General features: G+C 30.1%; 15 protein-coding genes. All 15 read right to left on the bottom strand.

The features are described 5' to 3' along the window. On the bottom strand, positions 1 to 1,389 hold the full coding sequence (locus tag BEE63_RS17330) for a sugar transferase (RefSeq protein ID WP_242874840.1): 1,389 nt from the start codon (positions 1,387 to 1,389) through the stop codon (positions 1 to 3). Between the two features lie 250 nt (positions 1,390 to 1,639). Beyond that, positions 1,640 to 2,197 carry a dTDP-4-dehydrorhamnose 3,5-epimerase gene (rfbC, locus tag BEE63_RS17325; RefSeq protein ID WP_066022572.1) on the bottom strand — a complete coding sequence of 186 codons (558 nt, stop codon included), beginning with the start codon at positions 2,195 to 2,197 and terminating at the stop codon, positions 1,640 to 1,642. A gap of 167 nt (positions 2,198 to 2,364) precedes the next feature. Then, entirely contained in the window at positions 2,365 to 3,420 is a 1,056-nt protein-coding gene (rfbB, locus tag BEE63_RS17320) for a dTDP-glucose 4,6-dehydratase (RefSeq protein WP_066022571.1), read from the bottom strand. 42 nt (positions 3,421 to 3,462) lie between these two features. Further along, positions 3,463 to 4,329: a glucose-1-phosphate thymidylyltransferase RfbA gene (gene rfbA / locus BEE63_RS17315; RefSeq protein ID WP_066022570.1), complete on the bottom strand. Its 867-nt coding sequence runs from the start codon at positions 4,327 to 4,329 to the stop codon at positions 3,463 to 3,465. A 100-nt stretch (positions 4,330 to 4,429) separates the two neighbouring features. Then, the gene (locus BEE63_RS17310; RefSeq protein WP_066022569.1) at positions 4,430 to 5,335 is read right to left on the bottom strand and encodes an NAD-dependent epimerase/dehydratase family protein; all 906 of its coding nucleotides are present in this window, start codon (positions 5,333 to 5,335) and stop codon (positions 4,430 to 4,432) included. Between the two features lie 31 nt (positions 5,336 to 5,366). Further along, positions 5,367 to 6,281 (bottom strand): UTP--glucose-1-phosphate uridylyltransferase GalU, encoded by a 915-nt coding sequence (galU, locus tag BEE63_RS17305; protein ID WP_066022568.1) that lies wholly within the window; start codon positions 6,279 to 6,281, stop codon positions 5,367 to 5,369. Between the two features lie 93 nt (positions 6,282 to 6,374). After that, on the bottom strand, positions 6,375 to 7,448 hold the full coding sequence (locus BEE63_RS17300; RefSeq protein WP_066022567.1) for a tetratricopeptide repeat protein: 1,074 nt from the start codon (positions 7,446 to 7,448) through the stop codon (positions 6,375 to 6,377). 78 nt (positions 7,449 to 7,526) lie between these two features. Further along, a complete protein-coding gene (locus tag BEE63_RS17295; protein WP_066022566.1) occupies positions 7,527 to 9,257 on the bottom strand; it encodes a phospho-sugar mutase in 1,731 nt (576 codons plus the stop codon). 251 nt (positions 9,258 to 9,508) lie between these two features. Further along, positions 9,509 to 11,002 (bottom strand): MFS transporter, encoded by a 1,494-nt coding sequence (locus BEE63_RS17290; protein ID WP_066022565.1) that lies wholly within the window; start codon positions 11,000 to 11,002, stop codon positions 9,509 to 9,511. A gap of 39 nt (positions 11,003 to 11,041) precedes the next feature. Then, complete coding sequence (gene uxaC / locus BEE63_RS17285) at positions 11,042 to 12,442, bottom strand: glucuronate isomerase (RefSeq protein ID WP_066022564.1); 1,401 nt, start codon at positions 12,440 to 12,442, stop codon at positions 11,042 to 11,044. Positions 12,443 to 12,645: 203 nt separating this feature from the next. Then, entirely contained in the window at positions 12,646 to 13,725 is a 1,080-nt protein-coding gene (gene uxuA / locus BEE63_RS17280) for a mannonate dehydratase (RefSeq protein ID WP_066022563.1), read from the bottom strand. Between the two features lie 15 nt (positions 13,726 to 13,740). Then, positions 13,741 to 15,360, bottom strand: a complete 1,620-nt coding sequence (locus BEE63_RS17275) for a mannitol dehydrogenase family protein (protein WP_066022562.1) — start codon at positions 15,358 to 15,360, stop codon at positions 13,741 to 13,743. Between the two features lie 152 nt (positions 15,361 to 15,512). Further along, positions 15,513 to 16,184, bottom strand: a complete 672-nt coding sequence (locus tag BEE63_RS17270; RefSeq protein ID WP_066022561.1) for a GntR family transcriptional regulator — start codon at positions 16,182 to 16,184, stop codon at positions 15,513 to 15,515. Positions 16,185 to 16,421: 237 nt separating this feature from the next. Next, positions 16,422 to 16,880: a DUF523 domain-containing protein gene (locus BEE63_RS17265; protein ID WP_066022560.1), complete on the bottom strand. Its 459-nt coding sequence runs from the start codon at positions 16,878 to 16,880 to the stop codon at positions 16,422 to 16,424. 10 nt (positions 16,881 to 16,890) lie between these two features. Beyond that, positions 16,891 to 19,260 (bottom strand): endonuclease MutS2, encoded by a 2,370-nt coding sequence (locus tag BEE63_RS17260; RefSeq protein ID WP_066022559.1) that lies wholly within the window; start codon positions 19,258 to 19,260, stop codon positions 16,891 to 16,893.

Below are 19,260 nucleotides of genomic sequence, written 5' to 3'. Positions count from 1 at the left end.
CTAATATATTTTAATTTTTATTTTCTTATCTTTTAATATTTGTTCAAGCTTGATATCATCTTTAACAGCCTCAGTACTTTCCTTCATAAACATTATTTTCACTGTCTGCACTATTAGTTTCAAATCAAGTAGTATAGAATAATTTTTTATGTACATAATATCATATTTTATTTTATCTTCTGGAGTAGTATTGTATTTTCCAAGAACTTGAGCTAATCCTGTAAGACCTGCTTTTACAAAAGTTCTATACTTATAATCTGGTATTTCCTTTTCAAACTTTTCTACATAAAAAGGTCTTTCTGGCCTTGGACCTACTATACTCATATCACCTTTTAATATATTAAACAGCTGAGGTATTTCATCTAATCTTGTAGACCTCATTATAGCGCCTATTTTGGTTATCCTTGTGTCGTTTTCCGTAACCAAAACAGGTCCAGAATGTTTTTCAGCATTAACTATCATAGATCTAAATTTGATTAGTTTAAATCTTTTTCCACCATTCGTAACTCTCTCTTGAAAATAAAATACACTTCCACCATCCGTAAATTTTATAATTACTGGCAATATAAGAAAGCATGGAGAAAATATTACTATTGCTATAATAGAAACAACTATATCTAGTAATCTCTTTATGGTCTTTTGTTCAGTAGTTAGCTCAAGATTATTAACTTTTAATATAGGTATATCATCTATCTGCTCAAAGGCAGCTTTATAAAAAGCTATATCCGTAACAGATGGAACTATAAATATATTTTTATTCATGTACATACAATTTTTAATAATATCACTTTTTTTATTTTCATCTAAGTCATCACAAATAAGAACTATATTAGCTTTATCTAAAAGCTCCTCTTTGTCATTTGTATAATTTTTAATTATACAAATAATATCATATAAATCATCATGCTTAAGTAATATCTTCTTGGCAACACTTTCACCGCTCTGCCCTATTATAATTACTTTTTTCACACCATAAATTTTTCGTTCGACTTTCCACCATATACAGTTCCAAATTGACAAAAATATGAATTGAAGTATAGTACTTATTAATATAACTAACCTAGGATAAGAAAATCCCCTAAGGAAAAATGTAATTGCCATGGTAAATACAAAAAGCATTATTACAGTGAGAAATATAGAATAAACTATTTCCCATAAATCTTTTTTAAGTATATCAATAAGTCCAAATATATACATAAACACCAAATAAATAACTATAGTAAATGGCAATGCTCTCTCAAAAGGTCCTAAATTAAATTTAGGGGGATTAAATTTAAATTTAATCATGTAAGCTAAATATATAGAACCTGCTACAATAAACATTTGAACAACAACAGATAAAATTCTATAAAAATTCGATGTCATATTATTCTTTTTCAAGCATTTCACCTCTTTTATATGATTCTATAAAAACAACAATCACTAATCTAATATATCAAATTAAATATATTATTTCAAGTGATAAGTGACAAGTTATAAAGTTCTAACTAAATTTCACTCTATAACTTGTCACTATTATAATCAATATCAAATATAGAACTTCTGTATCACTCTTAACGTGTACCTACTTCAAAACATTACAAACTATTAGTTTCGTTAGAAATCATATAACTACATAGAATTCTTATCATTTTATTTTTTAGAATTCAATTTTGCACTCACTTAATTTAGGCCACTTTTGATCCTTGTCTGAAAAAGTAAGCTTTTCAATTCCTTCTATAGGCCATTTTACACCTATCTCAGGATCGTTCCAAAGTATTCCACCCTCAGAAGCTTTATCATAAAAATCAGTACATTTATAACAAAATTCAGCAGTATCAGATAAAACTACAAAACCATGTGCAAAACCTTCTGGTATGTAAAATTGCTTTTTATTTTCTTCACTTAATGTTACTCCTACCCATTTTCCATAAGTTTTTGAGCCATGTCTAAGATCAACAGCAACATCAAAAACTTCTCCGCGTACAACCCTTACAAGTTTTCCTTGTGTATGTTTCTTTTGAAAATGAAGTCCTCTTAAAACTCCTTTAGTTGAGCTAGATTGATTATCTTGAACAAATTTCATATCAAGTCCAGCCTCTTTAAAATCATTATAATTATATGTTTCCATAAAATAACCTCTGTTATCTCCAAAAACACCTGTTTCTATTATATACACTCCTTCAATATCAGTTTTATTAAACTTAAACTTACCCATTTAAATTCATCTCCAATTTACAATTTTATATTCCAAAATAAACATAAATTATAAAAGACATAAGGTCCCCTACAATCTAAATGTATTTCTTACGAAATCACTTGAATTACAGTAAAATCAGTAATTATTAGTTTTAAACAAAATAATAATTACTGATTTAAAATTAATTACTTATTTTTGTACATCTTTTTATAGTATTCTTGATATTGTCCTGAAGTAACATTCTTCATCCATTCTTCATTATCAAGATACCATTTAATAGTCTTTACAATTCCAACTTCAAATTTTGTTTCTGGATACCAATCAAGTTCATCCTTTATTCTAGTTGGATCTATACCATATCGTCTATCATGACCTTTTCTATCTGCAACATATTTTATTAAACTTTCATCTACATCTTTATTCACATTATTATGAATATAGTCTATTACAGTTTTAACTATAAATATGTTTGTTCTCTCATTATGTCCACCAACATTATATACTCTTCCAACTTCGCCATCATTTAATACCATGTCAATTGCCTTACAATGATCTTCTACAAAAAGCCAGTCTCTTATATTCATTCCGTCACCATATACAGGTAATTCTTTTTTATTTAAACAATTGTTTATTAAAAGTGGTATTAACTTTTCAGGGAACTGATAAGGTCCATAGTTGTTTGAACATCTAGTAATATTAATTGGCATTTTAAAAGTATCAAAATAAGCTTTTACAAGCATATCAGCACTAGCTTTGCTTGCTGAATATGGGCTATGTGGATTTAGTGGAGTAGTTTCAGTAAAAAATCCCTCTTTGCCAAGTGACCCATAAACTTCATCAGTTGATATTTGAAGATATTTCTTACCTTTCTTAAAACCATCTACAGTTTCCCAGTTATTTTTAGCTATATTAAGTAAATTAACAGTGCCAAGTACATTAGTTTGAACAAATACTTCAGGCATTTTAATACTTCTATCCACATGTGATTCAGCAGCAAAATTAACAACAAAATCTATGTCATAATTCTTAAATATCTTTTCAATTGCTTCCTTATCACATATATCTGCCTGAACAAAAACATAGTTTGGATTTTGTTCACAGCCTTTTAAATTTTCAAGATTACCAGCATAAGTTAATTTGTCTACATTTATTATCTTTATATCATTGTATTTATTAAGCATATAATGTATAAAATTTGAACCTATAAATCCGGCTCCACCAGTTACCAAATAATTTTTCATATATTTGTTCTCTCCTTCACTACCTATAAATTACAATTTATTTTATTCTTGAACAAGATTAAATAAGTACTTACCATAATCTGTTTTATGAAGTGGCTCTGCAAGCTTTTTAACCTGTTCTTTAGAAATATATCCTTTTCTATAAGCTATTTCTTCTATACATGCAATATAAAGTCCTTGCCTATTTTCTATTGCTTCCACAAAGTTAGCAGCATCTAAAAGTCCTCTATATGTTCCTGTATCAAGCCATGCCATACCTCTTCCAAAGAGTTCTACCTTCAATTTTCCACTTTCAAGATATGCATTATTAACAGCTGTTATTTCTATTTCTCCTCTATCCGATGGCTTTACGTTTTTAGCTATCTCTACTACATTATTATCATAAAAATATAAACCTGGAACTGCATAATTTGATTTTGGATTTTCAGGCTTTTCTTCTATTGATATGACATTATTTTTATCATCAAATTCAACTACACCAAAAGCTCTTGGATTGCTTACGTGATATCCAAAAATTGTAGCTCCCTCTTCTCTGGCTGCTGCTCTCTCAAGTCTTTCAGTAAATCCATAACCATGGAATATATTATCTCCAAGCACAAGGGCTACTCTATCATTTCCTATGAATTTTTCACCAACTATAAACGCATCTGCAAGTCCTCTTGGTTTATCCTGAACAGCATATTGAATTTCAAGACCAATCTGACTTCCATCACCCAAAAGTCCTTTATAAGCATTTATATCCCTCGGAGTTGATATTATTAAAACTTCCCTTATTCCAGAAAGCATAAGCACCGATAAAGGATAATATATCATAGGTTTATCATAAATAGGGAGTAATTGCTTCGACGTTGCCATAGTTATTGGATAAAGTCTTGTCCCAGATCCTCCAGCTAAAATTATACCTTTCATTATATAATTAACCTCCTAAACTATACTAAATATTTATATTTCGTACATTACTTTCAACATTGCAAAACTCATTATACTATATATAATCTCAATTGTCTAATTAAAAGCTCTCCATAGTTTCTTTTATTCCATGTTCTAAATCATATTTAGGTTTCCATCCACATGCCTTAGATATTTTATCATAAGACATATAACTTTCAAAAATATCCCCAGCTCTTTCACCATCATGAATTATTTCTACATTCTTCTTACTTACAGAACACATAAGCTCTGCTAATTCATTTACAGTGATTTTTTTATTTGTACAAACATTATATATACCGTTATTTAATGATTCTAGAGCATACATATTTGCCGTTGCCACATCTTTAACATAAACAAAGTCTCTTATCTGCTCACCATTTCCATATATATGAAGAGGCTCGCCTTTAATGATTTTATCAGCAAATATAGAAACTACTCCGCCTTCTCCACTGCTGTCCTGCCCTGGCCCATATACATTAGAATATCTCAAAACAGTATAGTTTATATCATATAATTCTTTATAAACTTTCAAATAATGTTCAACTGTATGTTTTGAAACGCCATAAGAAGATATCATATCAAGCGGGTGATCCTCATCTATAGGCAGATACTTTGGCTCCCCAAAAATAGCTGCTGACGCTGGATAAATCACCTTTCTTGTGCCATATTTTCTGCACATTTCAAGTATATTGATACTTCCTAAAATATTTGTTCTAGCATCATATAAAGGATCTTTTACAGAACCTGCAACACTTATCTGAGCTGCATTATGTATTACAATTTCCGGTCTTTCCTTTTTAAACACATTTTCTATTTCGCAGCTTAATATGTCAAGCTTATAAATATCAACACCATGAGGCACTTTACTCTCATTACCATGTATCATATTATCTACAATACATACTTTATGTCCATGCTCTAATAGCATTCTGACCACATGTGAACCTATAAAACCTGCTCCACCAGTTACTAATATATTCATTATCAAATCTCCTATTCTAAATAAGAGGTATCTACTTACTCTTCTTATTACTTAATTCATCATATAATGCTTTAAATTTAGGATTATCTTTTATAGTAAATAAGTAATTCATAAATGGTTTCTTTAAATCGTCTCTCTTTAAAGCATACTCAACTGTAGCCTGTAAAAATCCAAGTTTATCCCCAACATCATATCTTCTACCATCAAAAATATATGCATACATTGCTTCTGTTTTCATTAATGTCCTAAGTGCATCCGTAAGTTGAATTTCGTCACCCTTACCAGGTTTTGTCTTATCCAATATATCAAATATTGCTGGAGTTATTATATATCTTCCAAGTATTGCGAGATCGGAAGGTGCTTCTTCTATTTTAGGTTTCTCTACTAGATCCTTAACCTTGTAAACTCCGTCTTCTATATGCATTCCATTTACTATACCATATTTTGAAACCTCTGAATGAGGTACCTTTTGAACTCCAAGTATTGAAGTTTTGTATTCATCATAACAATTTATGAGCTGCTTTAAGCATGGTACCTTTGCATCTACTACATCATCACCAAGTAAAACTGCAAATGGCTCATTTCCAACAAAAGTCCTGGCGCAATTAATCGCATGTCCAAGGCCTCTTGGCTCCTTTTGACGTATATAATATATATTGGCTAGCTTAGATATATCTTTTACCACTTTAAGAAGTTCATTCTTGTTATGACTTTCAAGTTCACTTTCAAGCTCAAATGATTTATCAAAATGATCTTCTATAGCTCTTTTATTTCTTCCTGTTATAACAAGTATCTCCTCTATCCCTGACTGAACCGCTTCTTCTACTATGTACTGTATTGTAGGCTTATCAACTATTGGAAGCATTTCTTTAGGTTGTGCCTTAGTAGCTGGCAAAAATCTTGTTCCCAATCCTGCTGCTGGTATAATCGCCTTTTTAACTTTCATTGCAAAAACTCCTCTCAACTAGTTACTATAATTAAAATATATTCAATAACTATTATTGAAAACCATTTACCTATTAACGTAATTTATATTATACTACTTTTCAAAAGAATTTCCTAATTTTAAAACAATTTCATCTTTAGGATTCATTTTTTTTGCTATATCGTAATGCAATTTAGCTTGCTTTAGATCTCCCTTATTAAGATAACATATAATAAGATTAGTGCATATCTCTATTGACTTAGTCACTTCAAATGCTTTTCTTAAATATGCTATGGCCTTATCCATATCACCAATAGCTGCATAGTTTATGCCAAGTTCATTAAAAACTTCTACTATATTATTATCTATTGCTATTGATTCATTAAGATAATAAATTGCTTTTTCATAATTTGAAAGTATTCTATAATTTACTCCTATATAATACAAAAGCACTGCATCATCTTCAAATTCATCAAGAAGCTTTATGAATATTTTAAGTGATTCTTTAGGCTCTCCATTCATTATTTCTTTTGCTTTTTCGTATTCCCTTATATCCTTAAGAGAATGCTTTAACTCTAATACATTTTCACTTTGTTCTCCGCCATTTTCAATATAAGTATTTATAGAATACCAGGCACCTTCGTAATCCTTATCTTGATTTTTAATTAAAGCCTCATAAAAATAAGGTTTTGGAAATTTTTTAATTTCTTTAGCTCTTTCTATTATTTTCAATTCTTCTTCTTTAAATTCAGAATTTTTCTCTCTTATATTCTCAGCTACCATCAAAGCCTTATCATAATTTTCTTCATTTTCCTCTATAAAAGTTAATCCTTTAAGAAGTATATATGCATCTTCATAATTAGAATCTTTAACCTCACTAAATATAATTTCCTTTATATATTGTGTTGTAATTTCTAAATTTTTATTTAATATTTTTTTATATATTGAGTTATATTTGAAATTTTCATCTCCACCCAGTACATAAAACATACCTTCTACGAAAAAAGAAAGAGGTATATTCTTGAATTTTTCTCCACTTTTAACTTTATCTATAACTCTTTTTGATCTTATTGGTACATATATATTTTCATTCATACTAACCTTAAAAATTGATTGTACACTTTGAAATCTAAGTTCCAAAAAAATAAGTTTTGATACCTTTTCTTTAAATTCTTCTTCTACACTCATTATTTCACCACCATTTATACATCAAAATGGAAGGTAACTATCACCTTCCATTTTATTAATTTAAAATTATCCTAATATTTATTTACAAGCATCATTTACAACATTCATAACACTTTCATTAAACTTATCCATTTTAGCTTCTGAATCATTTGAATTATTACCTACAACAGCTAAGTATATTTTCATTTTAGGCTCAGTTCCAGATGGTCTTACAACAAACCATGAACCATCCTCTAAAATATACCTTAATACATTTGATTTAGGAAGTTTTATTTCATTTTCAGTCTGATGTACAAGATCTTTTTCAATACTTGCCTTATAATCAAAATTTTTAACTATCCTTACTCCATCTATACTCTTAGGCGCATTTTTTCTCAAATAGTTAAGTGCATTCTGAATTTTTTCTTGTCCTTCCTTGCCTTTAAGTTCTATTGAAACTAATTTTTCTTTATAAAATCCATATTTCTCATATAACTTATTAAGAGCATCGTCAAGATTTAATCCTTTTTTCTTATAATATAAAGCCATTTCACATACAAGTGTAGCAGCTATAACAGCATCTTTATCTCTTACAAAAGTACCAGCAAGACATCCATAACTTTCTTCAAAGCCAAATAAATAAGTATTAGATTTAGTTTTCTCAAATTCCTTGATTTTTTCACCTATATACTTAAAACCTGTAAGTACATCTATAAGTTTTATATTATAATCTTCTGCAATCTTACGTGTCATTTCAGAAGTTACTATAGTCTTTATAACAGCACCATTAGAAGGAAGTTTATTTAAATCCTTAAGTGATGATATTATATAATGAGTTAAAAGAACTCCTGTTTGATTTCCTGTGAGTACTTTATATTCTCCGTTCTTATTTTTAACTACAACTCCTATTCTATCACAATCAGGATCAGTTCCAAATATAACATCTGGCTCAACCTTTTTAGCTAATTCAAGAGCTATATTAAATACTGAAGGCTGTTCTGGATTTGGATATGGTGCAGTAGGAAAATTACCATCTGGTTTTTCCTGTTCCTTAACTACAGATACATTTTCGTATCCCAATTCTTTTAGAACTCTTCTTACAGGAATATTTCCAGAACCATGAATAGGTGTATATATTATTTTTAAATCTTTTGCATGTTCTTTTACCATGTCTTTTCTTATGGTAAGGTTTTTAACTTTCTCTATGTAAGCCTTATCTACATCTTCACCAATTATAGTAAGCAATCCACTTTCTTTTGCTTCATTCATTTTTGCAAGTTTTACACCAGAAAAAGCATCTGTTTTTTCTATACAATCAAGGACTTCTGCTGCTGCTTTATCCGTAAGCTGATTTCCATCCTCATTGTAAACTTTGTATCCATTATATTGTTTTGGATTGTGTGAAGCAGTAATTACAATTCCAGCCTTACAATCTAAATGTCTCACAGTAAATGAAAGCATAGGTGTAGGTCTAAGTGAATCAAATAAATAAGCTTTTATTCCATTAGCACTTAAAACACAAGCTGCTCTTTCTGCAAATTCTCTTGACATTATTCTTGAATCGTGAGCTATACTAACACCAATTTCACCTTTATAAGTTTTATTCAGATAATCTGCAAGACCCTGTGTTGCTTTACCAACAGTATATATGTTCATCCTATTACTGCCAGCTGCAATTACTCCTCTAAGTCCCCCCGTTCCAAACTCTAAATCTTTATAAAATCTATCCTCTATTTCCTTGTCATCCTTTATACTCTTGAGTTCATTCTTAGTTTCATCATCTACAGCTTTTGAATTCAACCATAGTTCATATTTTTCTTTATATAACACTACATAACACCCCCTAAAATTTTAGCTATAAATATTATACTATAAAACAGCCAAAATTAAAACTTTACAGGCCTTTAAATATATATTTATTGCTAGTTTTTATTTTAATTTCAATAATCTATATTATTCTAAGTTTATTATACTTCTTAAACTCATAAAAATACCTCACAATCAATTAGTCTTTAATCGATTGTGAGGAAACATTTTGATTCTAATATAAATCTTGCATATTACTAATCTTTAAATATGCTTTATCTCCAAACATTTTCATATTTATAGCCAGTAAGATTTTCAACAACTTCTTTTGTTTTCGGATCTACATCATCCTTTGAACCATTCTCTTTCAAACGTTTAATTTCATTTAATAATATAATATGTGTTTGTTTGTTAAGTTTAAAAGTAAATGCTAATGCTATAGACCATACAAGCATTCCAACGCAGCCAATAATTAGTATATATGCAATAGTCTGCATTACAAAATGAGATTGTACAGCTCTTCCTTTAACAAAACCTGAGGCTTGTAATATTAATCCAACAGCGAATGTAGCAATGGCTACACTGCTTTTTCTTGTAAAAGTCATAACTGCTGCAAAAAGTCCTTCTCTTCTTTTCTTTGTAACTATTTCATCTACATCCGGTATAAATGGGAACACATTCCATGGTGTGAATTCCAATAAACTTCTTCCTATTTGATAAACACCAGCAATCAAAAATAATAAGACCATATTGGCTCCTAGTCCTCCTACATAAACACCATAAAAAGCAAATAAGCATACAATCATTATGGAATATGATATCTTATACAAGTTAGCCGGACCAATCTTAATCATCAAAAATCCGCCTACTATAGTCATAGGTATACCAACAATACTAAGTGAAAGCAAATTAGCTGCAAGTGATGATGTAGCCTTCAAATTATAAACACAGAAAAATACAAATACAGTATTAAATGTATCTTTAGCAGTAAATGATAGTAGGTAAATAGCTAAATGTTTTCTAAAGCTTTTAATTTTCAAAGTTGATAGATAATCACCCGCTACCTCAATAATATTTTTTATATAATCTTTAATACTTTTATGTTCAGGCTCAGCTGAAGCCAATTTCTTCATTTCTGGTGTAAGCTCTCTTTCCCATGATACATGATAAGCTGAAAATATACAAATTGCATATAGTATAGCAAATATTAATCCATTAATAAAATATGCATATGGATTACGTTGACCAAAATAACCAATTAACTGACCAGGAACAAAAGTAGCTAAAAACGTACCCGAAGCAGAAATAAACATTCTGCATGTAGAAATTTTAGTTCTATCATCAAAATTATCTGTCATCTCAGTTGGCAGCGTTTCCCATGGAATTAGAACCATTGCAGCTATTATTTCAAATAACAAATAAGTCACTAAATAAAACCAATAACTTTGTCCTGTTACCCACAACAAAACATAGTCTGCCATTAAAGGTGCACCAATGAGTAAAAAGAAACGCCTTCTTCCGAATTTTTTACCTAATTTATTTTTATAAAAATTATCTGTCAAACTACCTATAAATAAGCTAGTAAATGAATCAACAATTCGTGCTATAGCTATAATAGAAGCAGCCTGTACAGGTGATAATCCTGCAAAATTAGTGTAAAAAAAGAGTAAAAAGGCTCCAATAATCGTAAAAGCTCCACCGCCCATTAAATCCACTAATCCATATCCAATACCTACAGGTATAGTAATTTTTTTATCTTTACGTGACACATAAACTCCTTCTCTCTATATGGTATTCTTTAGTATCGTTTAAAATCTAAAATATTTTTTTGCATTGTTATAGCATATTCCTTTTATTGTATTTTCTAGTAATTCCATATCTTCTGGTACCTCACCATTTTCAACCGATTCACTTATTAGATTGCAAAGTATTCTCCTAAAATACTCATGCCTTGTATATGATAAAAAGCTCCTTGAATCTGTAAGCATTCCTACAAATCTTGATATAAGTCCTGTATTAGATAAAGCTTTCATTTGGTCTATCATTCCATTTTTATTGTCATTAAACCACCATGCTGCACCAAATTGAATCTTTCCAGGAATTCCGTCACCTTGGAAGTTTCCGGCCATTGTGCTGACAATATAATTATCATTTGGATTTAATGAATATATTATTGTTCTAGGAAGAGCTTTTTCCTTCTCTAATGAATCTAAAATTTTTGAAAGTGGATATGCTATACTCCCATCCCTAATAGAATCAAATCCCGTATTAGGTCCCAGTTTTTCTAGCATTCTTGTATTGTTATCTCTAATTGCTTCCATATGAATTTGCATTGTCCAGCCTAATTTATAGTAAGCTCTACCCATACATCTTAATGTATATGTTTTATATTTATTTTCTTCCTCTTGACTTATGGTTTTACCATTTATAGCCCTATAAAATATATTCTTTACTTCTTCTTTTGAAGTTTCTTCATACATAATGGAATCCAATCCATGATCTGAAATTTTGCATCCAACAGAATCAAAAAATTCTATTCTCACTTTAAGGGCACTTAAAAATTCATCATAATCTGAAATTTTCATTTTAGATACTTGTTCAAGTTTTTTAAGCCACGGAATAAAGTCATTTGATCTTATTTTCATAGCTTTATCAGGTCTAAAAGTTGGTAAAACCTTTACATCAAAATCTTTATCTTTCTTGATTTTTATATGATATTCCAAAGTATCTACTGGATCATCTGTTGTACATATAGTCTCAACATTTGATTTTTTAATTAATTCCCTAACTCTAAACTCATCACTTGAAAGCATTTTGTTTGCTTTTTTCCAAATTTGAGGTGCAGTTTTTTCATTTAAAATATCATATATTCCAAAAAATCTTTGAAGCTCTAAGTGTGTCCAACTATAAAGCGGGTTACATATAGTCATTGTAATCGTTTTTGCCCATGCCATGAACTTCTCGTAATCGGTTGCATCTCCTGTAATAAATTTTTCATCTACACCATTGATTCTCATGGCCCTCCACTTATAATGGTCTCCGTATAACCATGCTTCTGTTATATTCTTAAATTTTTTATTTTCATAAATTTCTTTTGGATCTATATGACAATGATAATCTATAATAGGCATATTTTTAGCATAATCATGATAGAGCTTTACTGCTAAATCATTCGATAATAAAAAATTTTCATCCATAAATTTACTCAATGTAATCAACCTACTTTCAAATTATAAAATTCCATTTTTAATAGCTAACAATCAAAGTTATTAAGTTTGTTAATTGCCATAAGATATGATATATTATTATTCGTAAATATTTTTTATTTGTAGGCATTTTTATTAACCATCACCATATTACTCGCAATAATATGACAATGATTAATTAATAAAAATGTCTATTTTCAATTAACTTATTTTTGACTGCTCATTTTATTAATAGCTTCCCAAAGACCATTTAAATAAGTTACACCAAGAGCTCTATCATATAGTCCATATCCAGGTCTTGCTTTTTCATTCCATATCATTCTTCCATGATCTGGTCTCATGTATCCATCAAAGCCTATATCATGATAAGCCTTCATTATTTCAAACATATCAAAGCTTCCATCACTTGAAAGATGTGATACTTCATGAAAATGTCTTTCACCTACAAATTTTATATTTCTAACATGAGCAAAATGTATCCTTCCCATGGCACCAAAATATCTTATAATTTCAGGAATATTGTTTTTCCTTTCACAGCCTAATGCACCACTGCAAAGTGTAATTCCATTATATAGGCTATCCACTGATTTCACTATTCTATCTAAATTTTCTTTTGAATGAACTACTCTAGGTAATCCAAATATTCCCCATGCAGGGTCATCTGGATGAACTGCCATTTTGACATCATACTTTTCACATGTTGGTATGATTCCCTCAAGAAAATACTTGAAGTTTTCAAATAACTTTTCTTCATCTACATCCTTATATAACTTAAGAACTTTTTTTAATTCCTTAAGTCTTTCAGGTTCCCATCCAGGAAGCGTAAATCCATTAGAATTTTTTTCTGTATCCTCTACAAGTTTTACTGGATCCATTCCTTTTAGTTTTGCATCATCATAATCCATAGCTTCAGAACCATCTGATAGTTTCATTGCAAGATCTGTCCTAAGCCAATCAAATACTGGCATAAAATTATAACATATTACCTTTACACCTGCTTTTGAAAGATTTTTTATAGTCTCCTTGTAATTCTCTATATACTTGTCTCTAGATGGTAGCCCAAGTTTTATGTCCTCGTGCACATTTACACTTTCAATAACCTCTAGTTCCAGCCCATGTGCTTCTATATTTTTCTTATAGTCCAGTATCCTGTCTAGCGTCCAAACCTCTCCAGCTGGAATATCTCCTAAAAATCCAACAACTCCCGTAACACCTGGTATTTGGCGTATTTGATCAAGTGTTACACTATCATCATTTTCACCAAACCATCTAAACGTCATTTTCATAATAACACGTCCTTACTATTTAAAATTCAAGCTCTTTTTAAGTGTATCCCTAACTGCACCTTTTCCCTTTATCATTTCAGCAAAATAGCTTTCAACCTTTTCTCCAATACCAACTTGATACAAATCAGAGCCAAAAATATCTTTGTTTGAAAGTATTGGTTTCAAAGTACCATTTTTATATTCGCTACCAATATTAACTTCAGATAAATATTGCTTTAAAGTTTCTAAAAGTGGATCTGAACTTATTTCAAACTTTTCACCCTTGTCATCTATTCCAAGCATATATCTACACCATGCTGCAATAACCATTGGAATATACTTTAAAGATTTAACATCTAAATCTTCTCTTCTTATATATTCTTTAATTGTTTCACCAAATCTTATTCCAACCTTCTGTGATGTATCTGTAGCAATTCTTTGAGGTGTATCTGGAATATAAGCATTTGGAAGTCTTACCTCTATAACTTCTTTTATAAAATCTTTAGGATTAAGTATTCCTGGATCAGTAACTACAGGCATACCTTCCTTATAACCTATTTTCTCTACAAGCTTTCTTATACATTCATCTTTCATTTCATCTGCAATAAGATTGTATCCAAGTAAACAACCAAATACAGCCATAGATGTATGAAGCGGATTAAGGCATGTACACACTTTCATTCTTTCAACTTTTTCAACTGTTTCTCTATCTGTAAAATAAACACCTGCATCTTCAAGAGGTATACGACCATTAGGAAAATCATCTTCAATAACAAGATACTGAGGTCTTTCAGTATTTACGAACGGTGCTATATATGTGTGTTTATTTGTTATAATCGGATCTATATTTTGGAGTCCTAAATCCTTAAGTTTTTCTTCTACTGATTTTGAAGGTCTAGGCGTTATTTTATCAATCATACTCCAAGGGAATGTAACTTTATTAGTATTATTTATGTAAGAAACAAATTCTTTTTCAACAAGCCCTTTTTCAAACCACTTATTAGCAATAGTGTTTACCGCATTATAAAGTTTTTCCCCGTTATGTGAACAATTATCCATACTAACTACAGCAATCGGCAATTCACCATTTTTAAATCTAGTGTATAAAAGAGAAGTAACTTTGCTCATAACATTTGAAGGCTTAGATGGACCATTGTCTATATCAGAATTTACTTCATCAGTAAATTCTCCTGATAATTTTTTCAAATTGTATCCTTTTTCAGTTATTGTAAAGCTCACCATCTTTAATGAAGGTTTTGAAAATATAGTATTTAATCTATTCCAACTCTCTTTTCTTTCAGTATCTGCTGCAATACTCTCACCTATACTTGCAATAACTGTTTTGTCTAATTTTCCATCTGGATTCATAATTACCTGTAAACTTAAATTATCATATGGTTTATATATTTTATCTATAATTTCATAATCATAAGTTTCTGCAGCAATAATTCCGGTTTTTACTTTTCCTGAATTTAAAAGTTTCTGCTGAAGTGATGCTATAAACCCTCTAAATATGTTTCCAGCTCCAAAATGTACCCATGTTGGATTTTCAATAGTATTTTGTGACATTTTTTCATAATCAAATTTAGGAAGTTCAACTTTTTTGTTTTCCCATATACTTTGATTTTTAATACTTTCACTACTTAAATTTAGCATAAAATTTTCTACCTCCTCTTAATTATGTCTTATTTGTCCTAATTAGTTATACCAGGACTCACCTCCTTTGCTTTTGCTAACATATAAATATAATGTTTGCACTTAATTATAATAAAATTTTTTAAGCTTATATCTATATAGAGCATTTAAGTTTACTTAAAATACTCAGGATATTGCATCTTTACCTTATCTAAATTGAAATTAACCATAGTTAAATGTTTTTTCATAATTTCATCAGCAACATCAGGTTTATTATTTTCTATAGCCTCAATAATACTTTTGTGTTGAGAATAAATTTCGTCAATACTCAAATTAAAAGCCAAAGTAAGTATACGAATACGCTGAAAATCCCTTTCAACTTCACAAATAGTATTCCATGTTCTTTCCTTATTGCAACCTTCAAAAATAGCTTTATGAAATTCCTCATCCAATTCAAATAATTTCTTATAATCTTTTTTCTCCATATATAATTTGTACATTTGCAAATTCATTTGCAAGGATATAAGTTTTTCTTGTGGAAATTTTTCACAACAAAGTTTAACAACTGCTCTTTCCACATGCTCACGCAAAAATCTTGCTTCTTCAACAGCTTCCAAATCAATTAATGACACAAATGTACCTCTTTGTGGATATACATTAAGTAATCCTTCTTTAGATAGAAGCAGAAATGCTTCTCTGACAGGTGTCCTACTGGTACCAAACATCTCTGATATTCCTTTTTCAGAAATATTCAAACCAGGTTTAAGTTCCAGATTCATAATTTGTTTCTTTAAAATTTCATGTAATTGTTTACTCGTTAAGCTTTTACTTATTTCAGAATTCATTTTTTTCCTCCATTGCTACACTACCATACTACCATACTTGTATGGTAGTTGCAAGCGTTTTCTTTTTTTTTAATATTAATAGTTATAGTAGATGATATATTACAACATATATTATCTACTATAACTATTAATATTTCAATGAACATTACCCTTCTAGAAAATATCTTAAATGAGGTAATTTCATATTTTACGTATATAAAAAAGAAGTTTAACTTAAAAATTAAACTCCTCTTCTTGCTATTTAATATCTAATTCATTAAGAATTTCAATTCCATTTTTTTTAAGTACTTCAGCTGTAACCCCATTTCCATTTATCTTATTTCCTATAAAATTACCATCATATATAGTGCCACAGCCGCAAGATGGACTATTTGCCTTAAGTATTGCCTTCTTTGCATCAAACATCTTAACTATTTTTAGAGTCTCTTTAGCTCCTGAAATATAATATTCTGTAACATCTTTTCCATCCTTATCAAATACCCTAGCTTTTCCATCTAAAACTTCTTTTCCGCTTCCACCTTTAATTTCAGCAGGCTTTCTTGGGGTTGTCATACCACCAAGTTGTTCAGGGCATATTGGTATTACAGTCATATTATTGCAGAGCTTCTTTACTTTTTCATTTAAATTATTTGAGCCACTATATTTACAATTTATACCTAATAGACATGCAGAAACAATCAAAACATCATTCTTCATTTTTTTCTCCTTATTTTAATTCCACTACAGTAACTCCTGTGCCACCTTCTCCAAAATTTCCAAGCCTATAACTTTTCACATGAGAATTTCTTTTTAACATGTCATTTATAGCCTTCCTTAAAACTCCTGTTCCCTTACCATGTATTACTGTAACAGAATTTAGACCTGCCATATATGCTTCATCAAGATATATATCAGTTTTGTACATAGCCTCTTCTGAATCCATACCTCTAAGGTCAATAGATTGAGAAACTGACCTTAAATTAAGCTTTGCCTCTCTTTTCTTATTTGCTTTATTTTTCTTTGAAGATATAATGCTGCTATCGCTTTTTCTAAGCTCCTTTAATTTAACATTTATCTTCATTATTCCAGCTTGAATTTCAACTTCTCCTTTATTATCAACAGTTGAAACCACAATGCCCTTCATGTTAAGAGATGGTATAAATACTTCTTCTCCCTCTTTTACCTCTTTGAGCATCTCACCTTCGTGTTTTACATCTTTATTTAAATTTTCTTCTGCCTTATCCAGTTTTTCTTTTAACTTCTGTCTGCTCTCCTGAAGTTTTTGTCTTGCATCAGAAGAATATCCCATTCTCTCCATTTCCCGCATGTCCTTTAAAATCTTATCTGCTTCCATTTTAGCTTCTTCAATTATTCTCTTTGCCTCACGTCTGCCTTCATGGAGAGCTTTTTCCCTGGTTTCTGTTATTGAAGATGCTTTTTTTTCATACTTTTCCTTAAGATTTTCAGCTTCTTCCTTTAAGAATTCTGTTCTTCTCAAGTTTTCTTCAGCTTTCACACTTCTAGTTTGAAGATTTTGAATTAAGTCCTCAAAATCCAAAGTATCCTTGGATATACCTCTTCTAGCATCTTCAATTATGTAATCAGAAAGTCCTAACCTCTTTGAAATTTCAAAAGCATTTGATTTTCCAGGTATGCCTATTAAAAGTCTATATGTAGGTCTTAAAGTTTCAACATCAAATTCAACAGAAGCATTTTCAACATTTTCAGTTTTAAGAGCATAAGCCTTAAGTTCACTATAGTGGGTTGTAGCAACTATCTTAGTTCCTCTTTTTCTCAAGTTTTCAAGTATTGAAACAGCAAGTGCAGCTCCTTCTGTAGGATCAGTACCTGCACCTAATTCATCAAATAACACAAGTGAATTTTTATCAGCATTATCAATTATTTTAACGATATTAGTCATATGTGAAGAAAAAGTAGATAAACTTTGCTCTATACTCTGCTCATCACCTATATCTGCATAGACTTCATTAAAAAAGCTTATAGTCGAATTTTCCCTGGCAGGTATCATAAGCCCACTCATAGCCATAAGTTCAATTAATCCTGTGGTTTTAAGAGTTACAGTTTTTCCACCTGTATTTGGTCCTGTTATAATAAGTGAGGTAAATTCTCTCCCCATGTATATATCAAGAGGAACTACCTTAGAAGTATCTATAAGTGGATGCCTTCCCATGACTATATCTATTATTCCATTGTCATTTACATGTGGTGCAGTTGCATTTATAGAACTTGCATATTTAGCTTTTGCAAATATGAAATCAAGCTCTGTAACTATTTTTTCATCATTTTTCACTGCAATAATACTTTTATATATAAGCATCGATAATTCCCTTAAAATTCTTTCTATCTCTGCTTTTTCTTTTAGCATAAGTTCTTTTATCTCGTTATTTAAATTTACAAGTCCCATAGGCTCTATAAAAAGTGTTGCACCTGTAGAACTCTGATCATGTACAAGGCCAGGTACCTGAGCTTTATATTCAGCTTTAACAGGAATTACATATCTATCGCCTCTTATGGTATATAGATTCTCCTGTAAATACTTTGAATAATTTCTCATCATGGAATTAACCCTATCTTTTATAGATGCATTTTTATCCTTAAGACTTCTTCTTATTCCATATAAAGCAGTACTGGCTTTATCAGAGATTTCATCCTCACCAATGATTGCATTAAAAATACTATTTTCTACATTTCTTAAAGGAATTATCCCACTGCATATGTCTTCTATTATTCTATAACTTTCTTCTTCATCCTTATGAGCTATGTACTCCTTAAAATTTCTGGCACACTTAAGCATATTTGCAACCTTTAAAAGCTGACCTGGCATTAAAGAGAATCCTTTTTCAGCCATGCCTACTGCTTCAGTTACATCATAAGCTCCCTCAAAAGGAGGGGTTCCCTTCTTCATTAAAAGTTCAAAAGCTTCTTTAGTTTCTTCTATATGTTCTTTGACTTCGTAAACACTGCCATAAGGTCTCAAATCATCAATTAATCTTTTTGACGCACTTGTACTCGTATATTTTTTGATCTTATCCTTTATCTTAAAATATTCAAGAACTCTAAGTGATTTTTCATTCAC

This window comes from Clostridium pasteurianum (assembly GCF_001705235.1).
Lineage (GTDB): Bacteria > Bacillota > Clostridia > Clostridiales > Clostridiaceae > Clostridium_S > Clostridium_S pasteurianum_A.
The sequence above is the reverse complement of the archived record's forward strand: the minus strand, read 5'-3'. Positions and strand labels throughout refer to the sequence as shown.

Bases quoted from the DNA above. Each gene is read 5' to 3' on its own strand.
- BEE63_RS17275 (WP_066022562.1), bottom strand. From the start codon at position 15,360: ATGCTAAATTTAAGTAGTGAAAGTATTAAAAATCAAAGTATATGGGAA.
- BEE63_RS17300 (WP_066022567.1), bottom strand. From the start codon at position 7,448: ATGAGTGTAGAAGAAGAATTTAAAGAAAAGGTATCAAAACTTATTTTT.
- BEE63_RS17270 (WP_066022561.1), bottom strand. From the start codon at position 16,184: ATGAATTCTGAAATAAGTAAAAGCTTAACGAGTAAACAATTACATGAA.
- uxuA (WP_066022563.1), bottom strand. From the start codon at position 13,725: ATGAAAATGACGTTTAGATGGTTTGGTGAAAATGATGATAGTGTAACA.
- rfbB (WP_066022571.1), bottom strand. From the start codon at position 3,420: ATGAAAAATTATTTGGTAACTGGTGGAGCCGGATTTATAGGTTCAAAT.
- BEE63_RS17310 (WP_066022569.1), bottom strand. From the start codon at position 5,335: ATGAATATATTAGTAACTGGTGGAGCAGGTTTTATAGGTTCACATGTG.
- rfbA (WP_066022570.1), bottom strand. From the start codon at position 4,329: ATGAAAGGTATAATTTTAGCTGGAGGATCTGGGACAAGACTTTATCCA.
- BEE63_RS17265 (WP_066022560.1), bottom strand. From the start codon at position 16,880: ATGAAGAATGATGTTTTGATTGTTTCTGCATGTCTATTAGGTATAAAT.
- galU (WP_066022568.1), bottom strand. From the start codon at position 6,281: ATGAAAGTTAAAAAGGCGATTATACCAGCAGCAGGATTGGGAACAAGA.
- rfbC (WP_066022572.1), bottom strand. From the start codon at position 2,197: ATGGGTAAGTTTAAGTTTAATAAAACTGATATTGAAGGAGTGTATATA.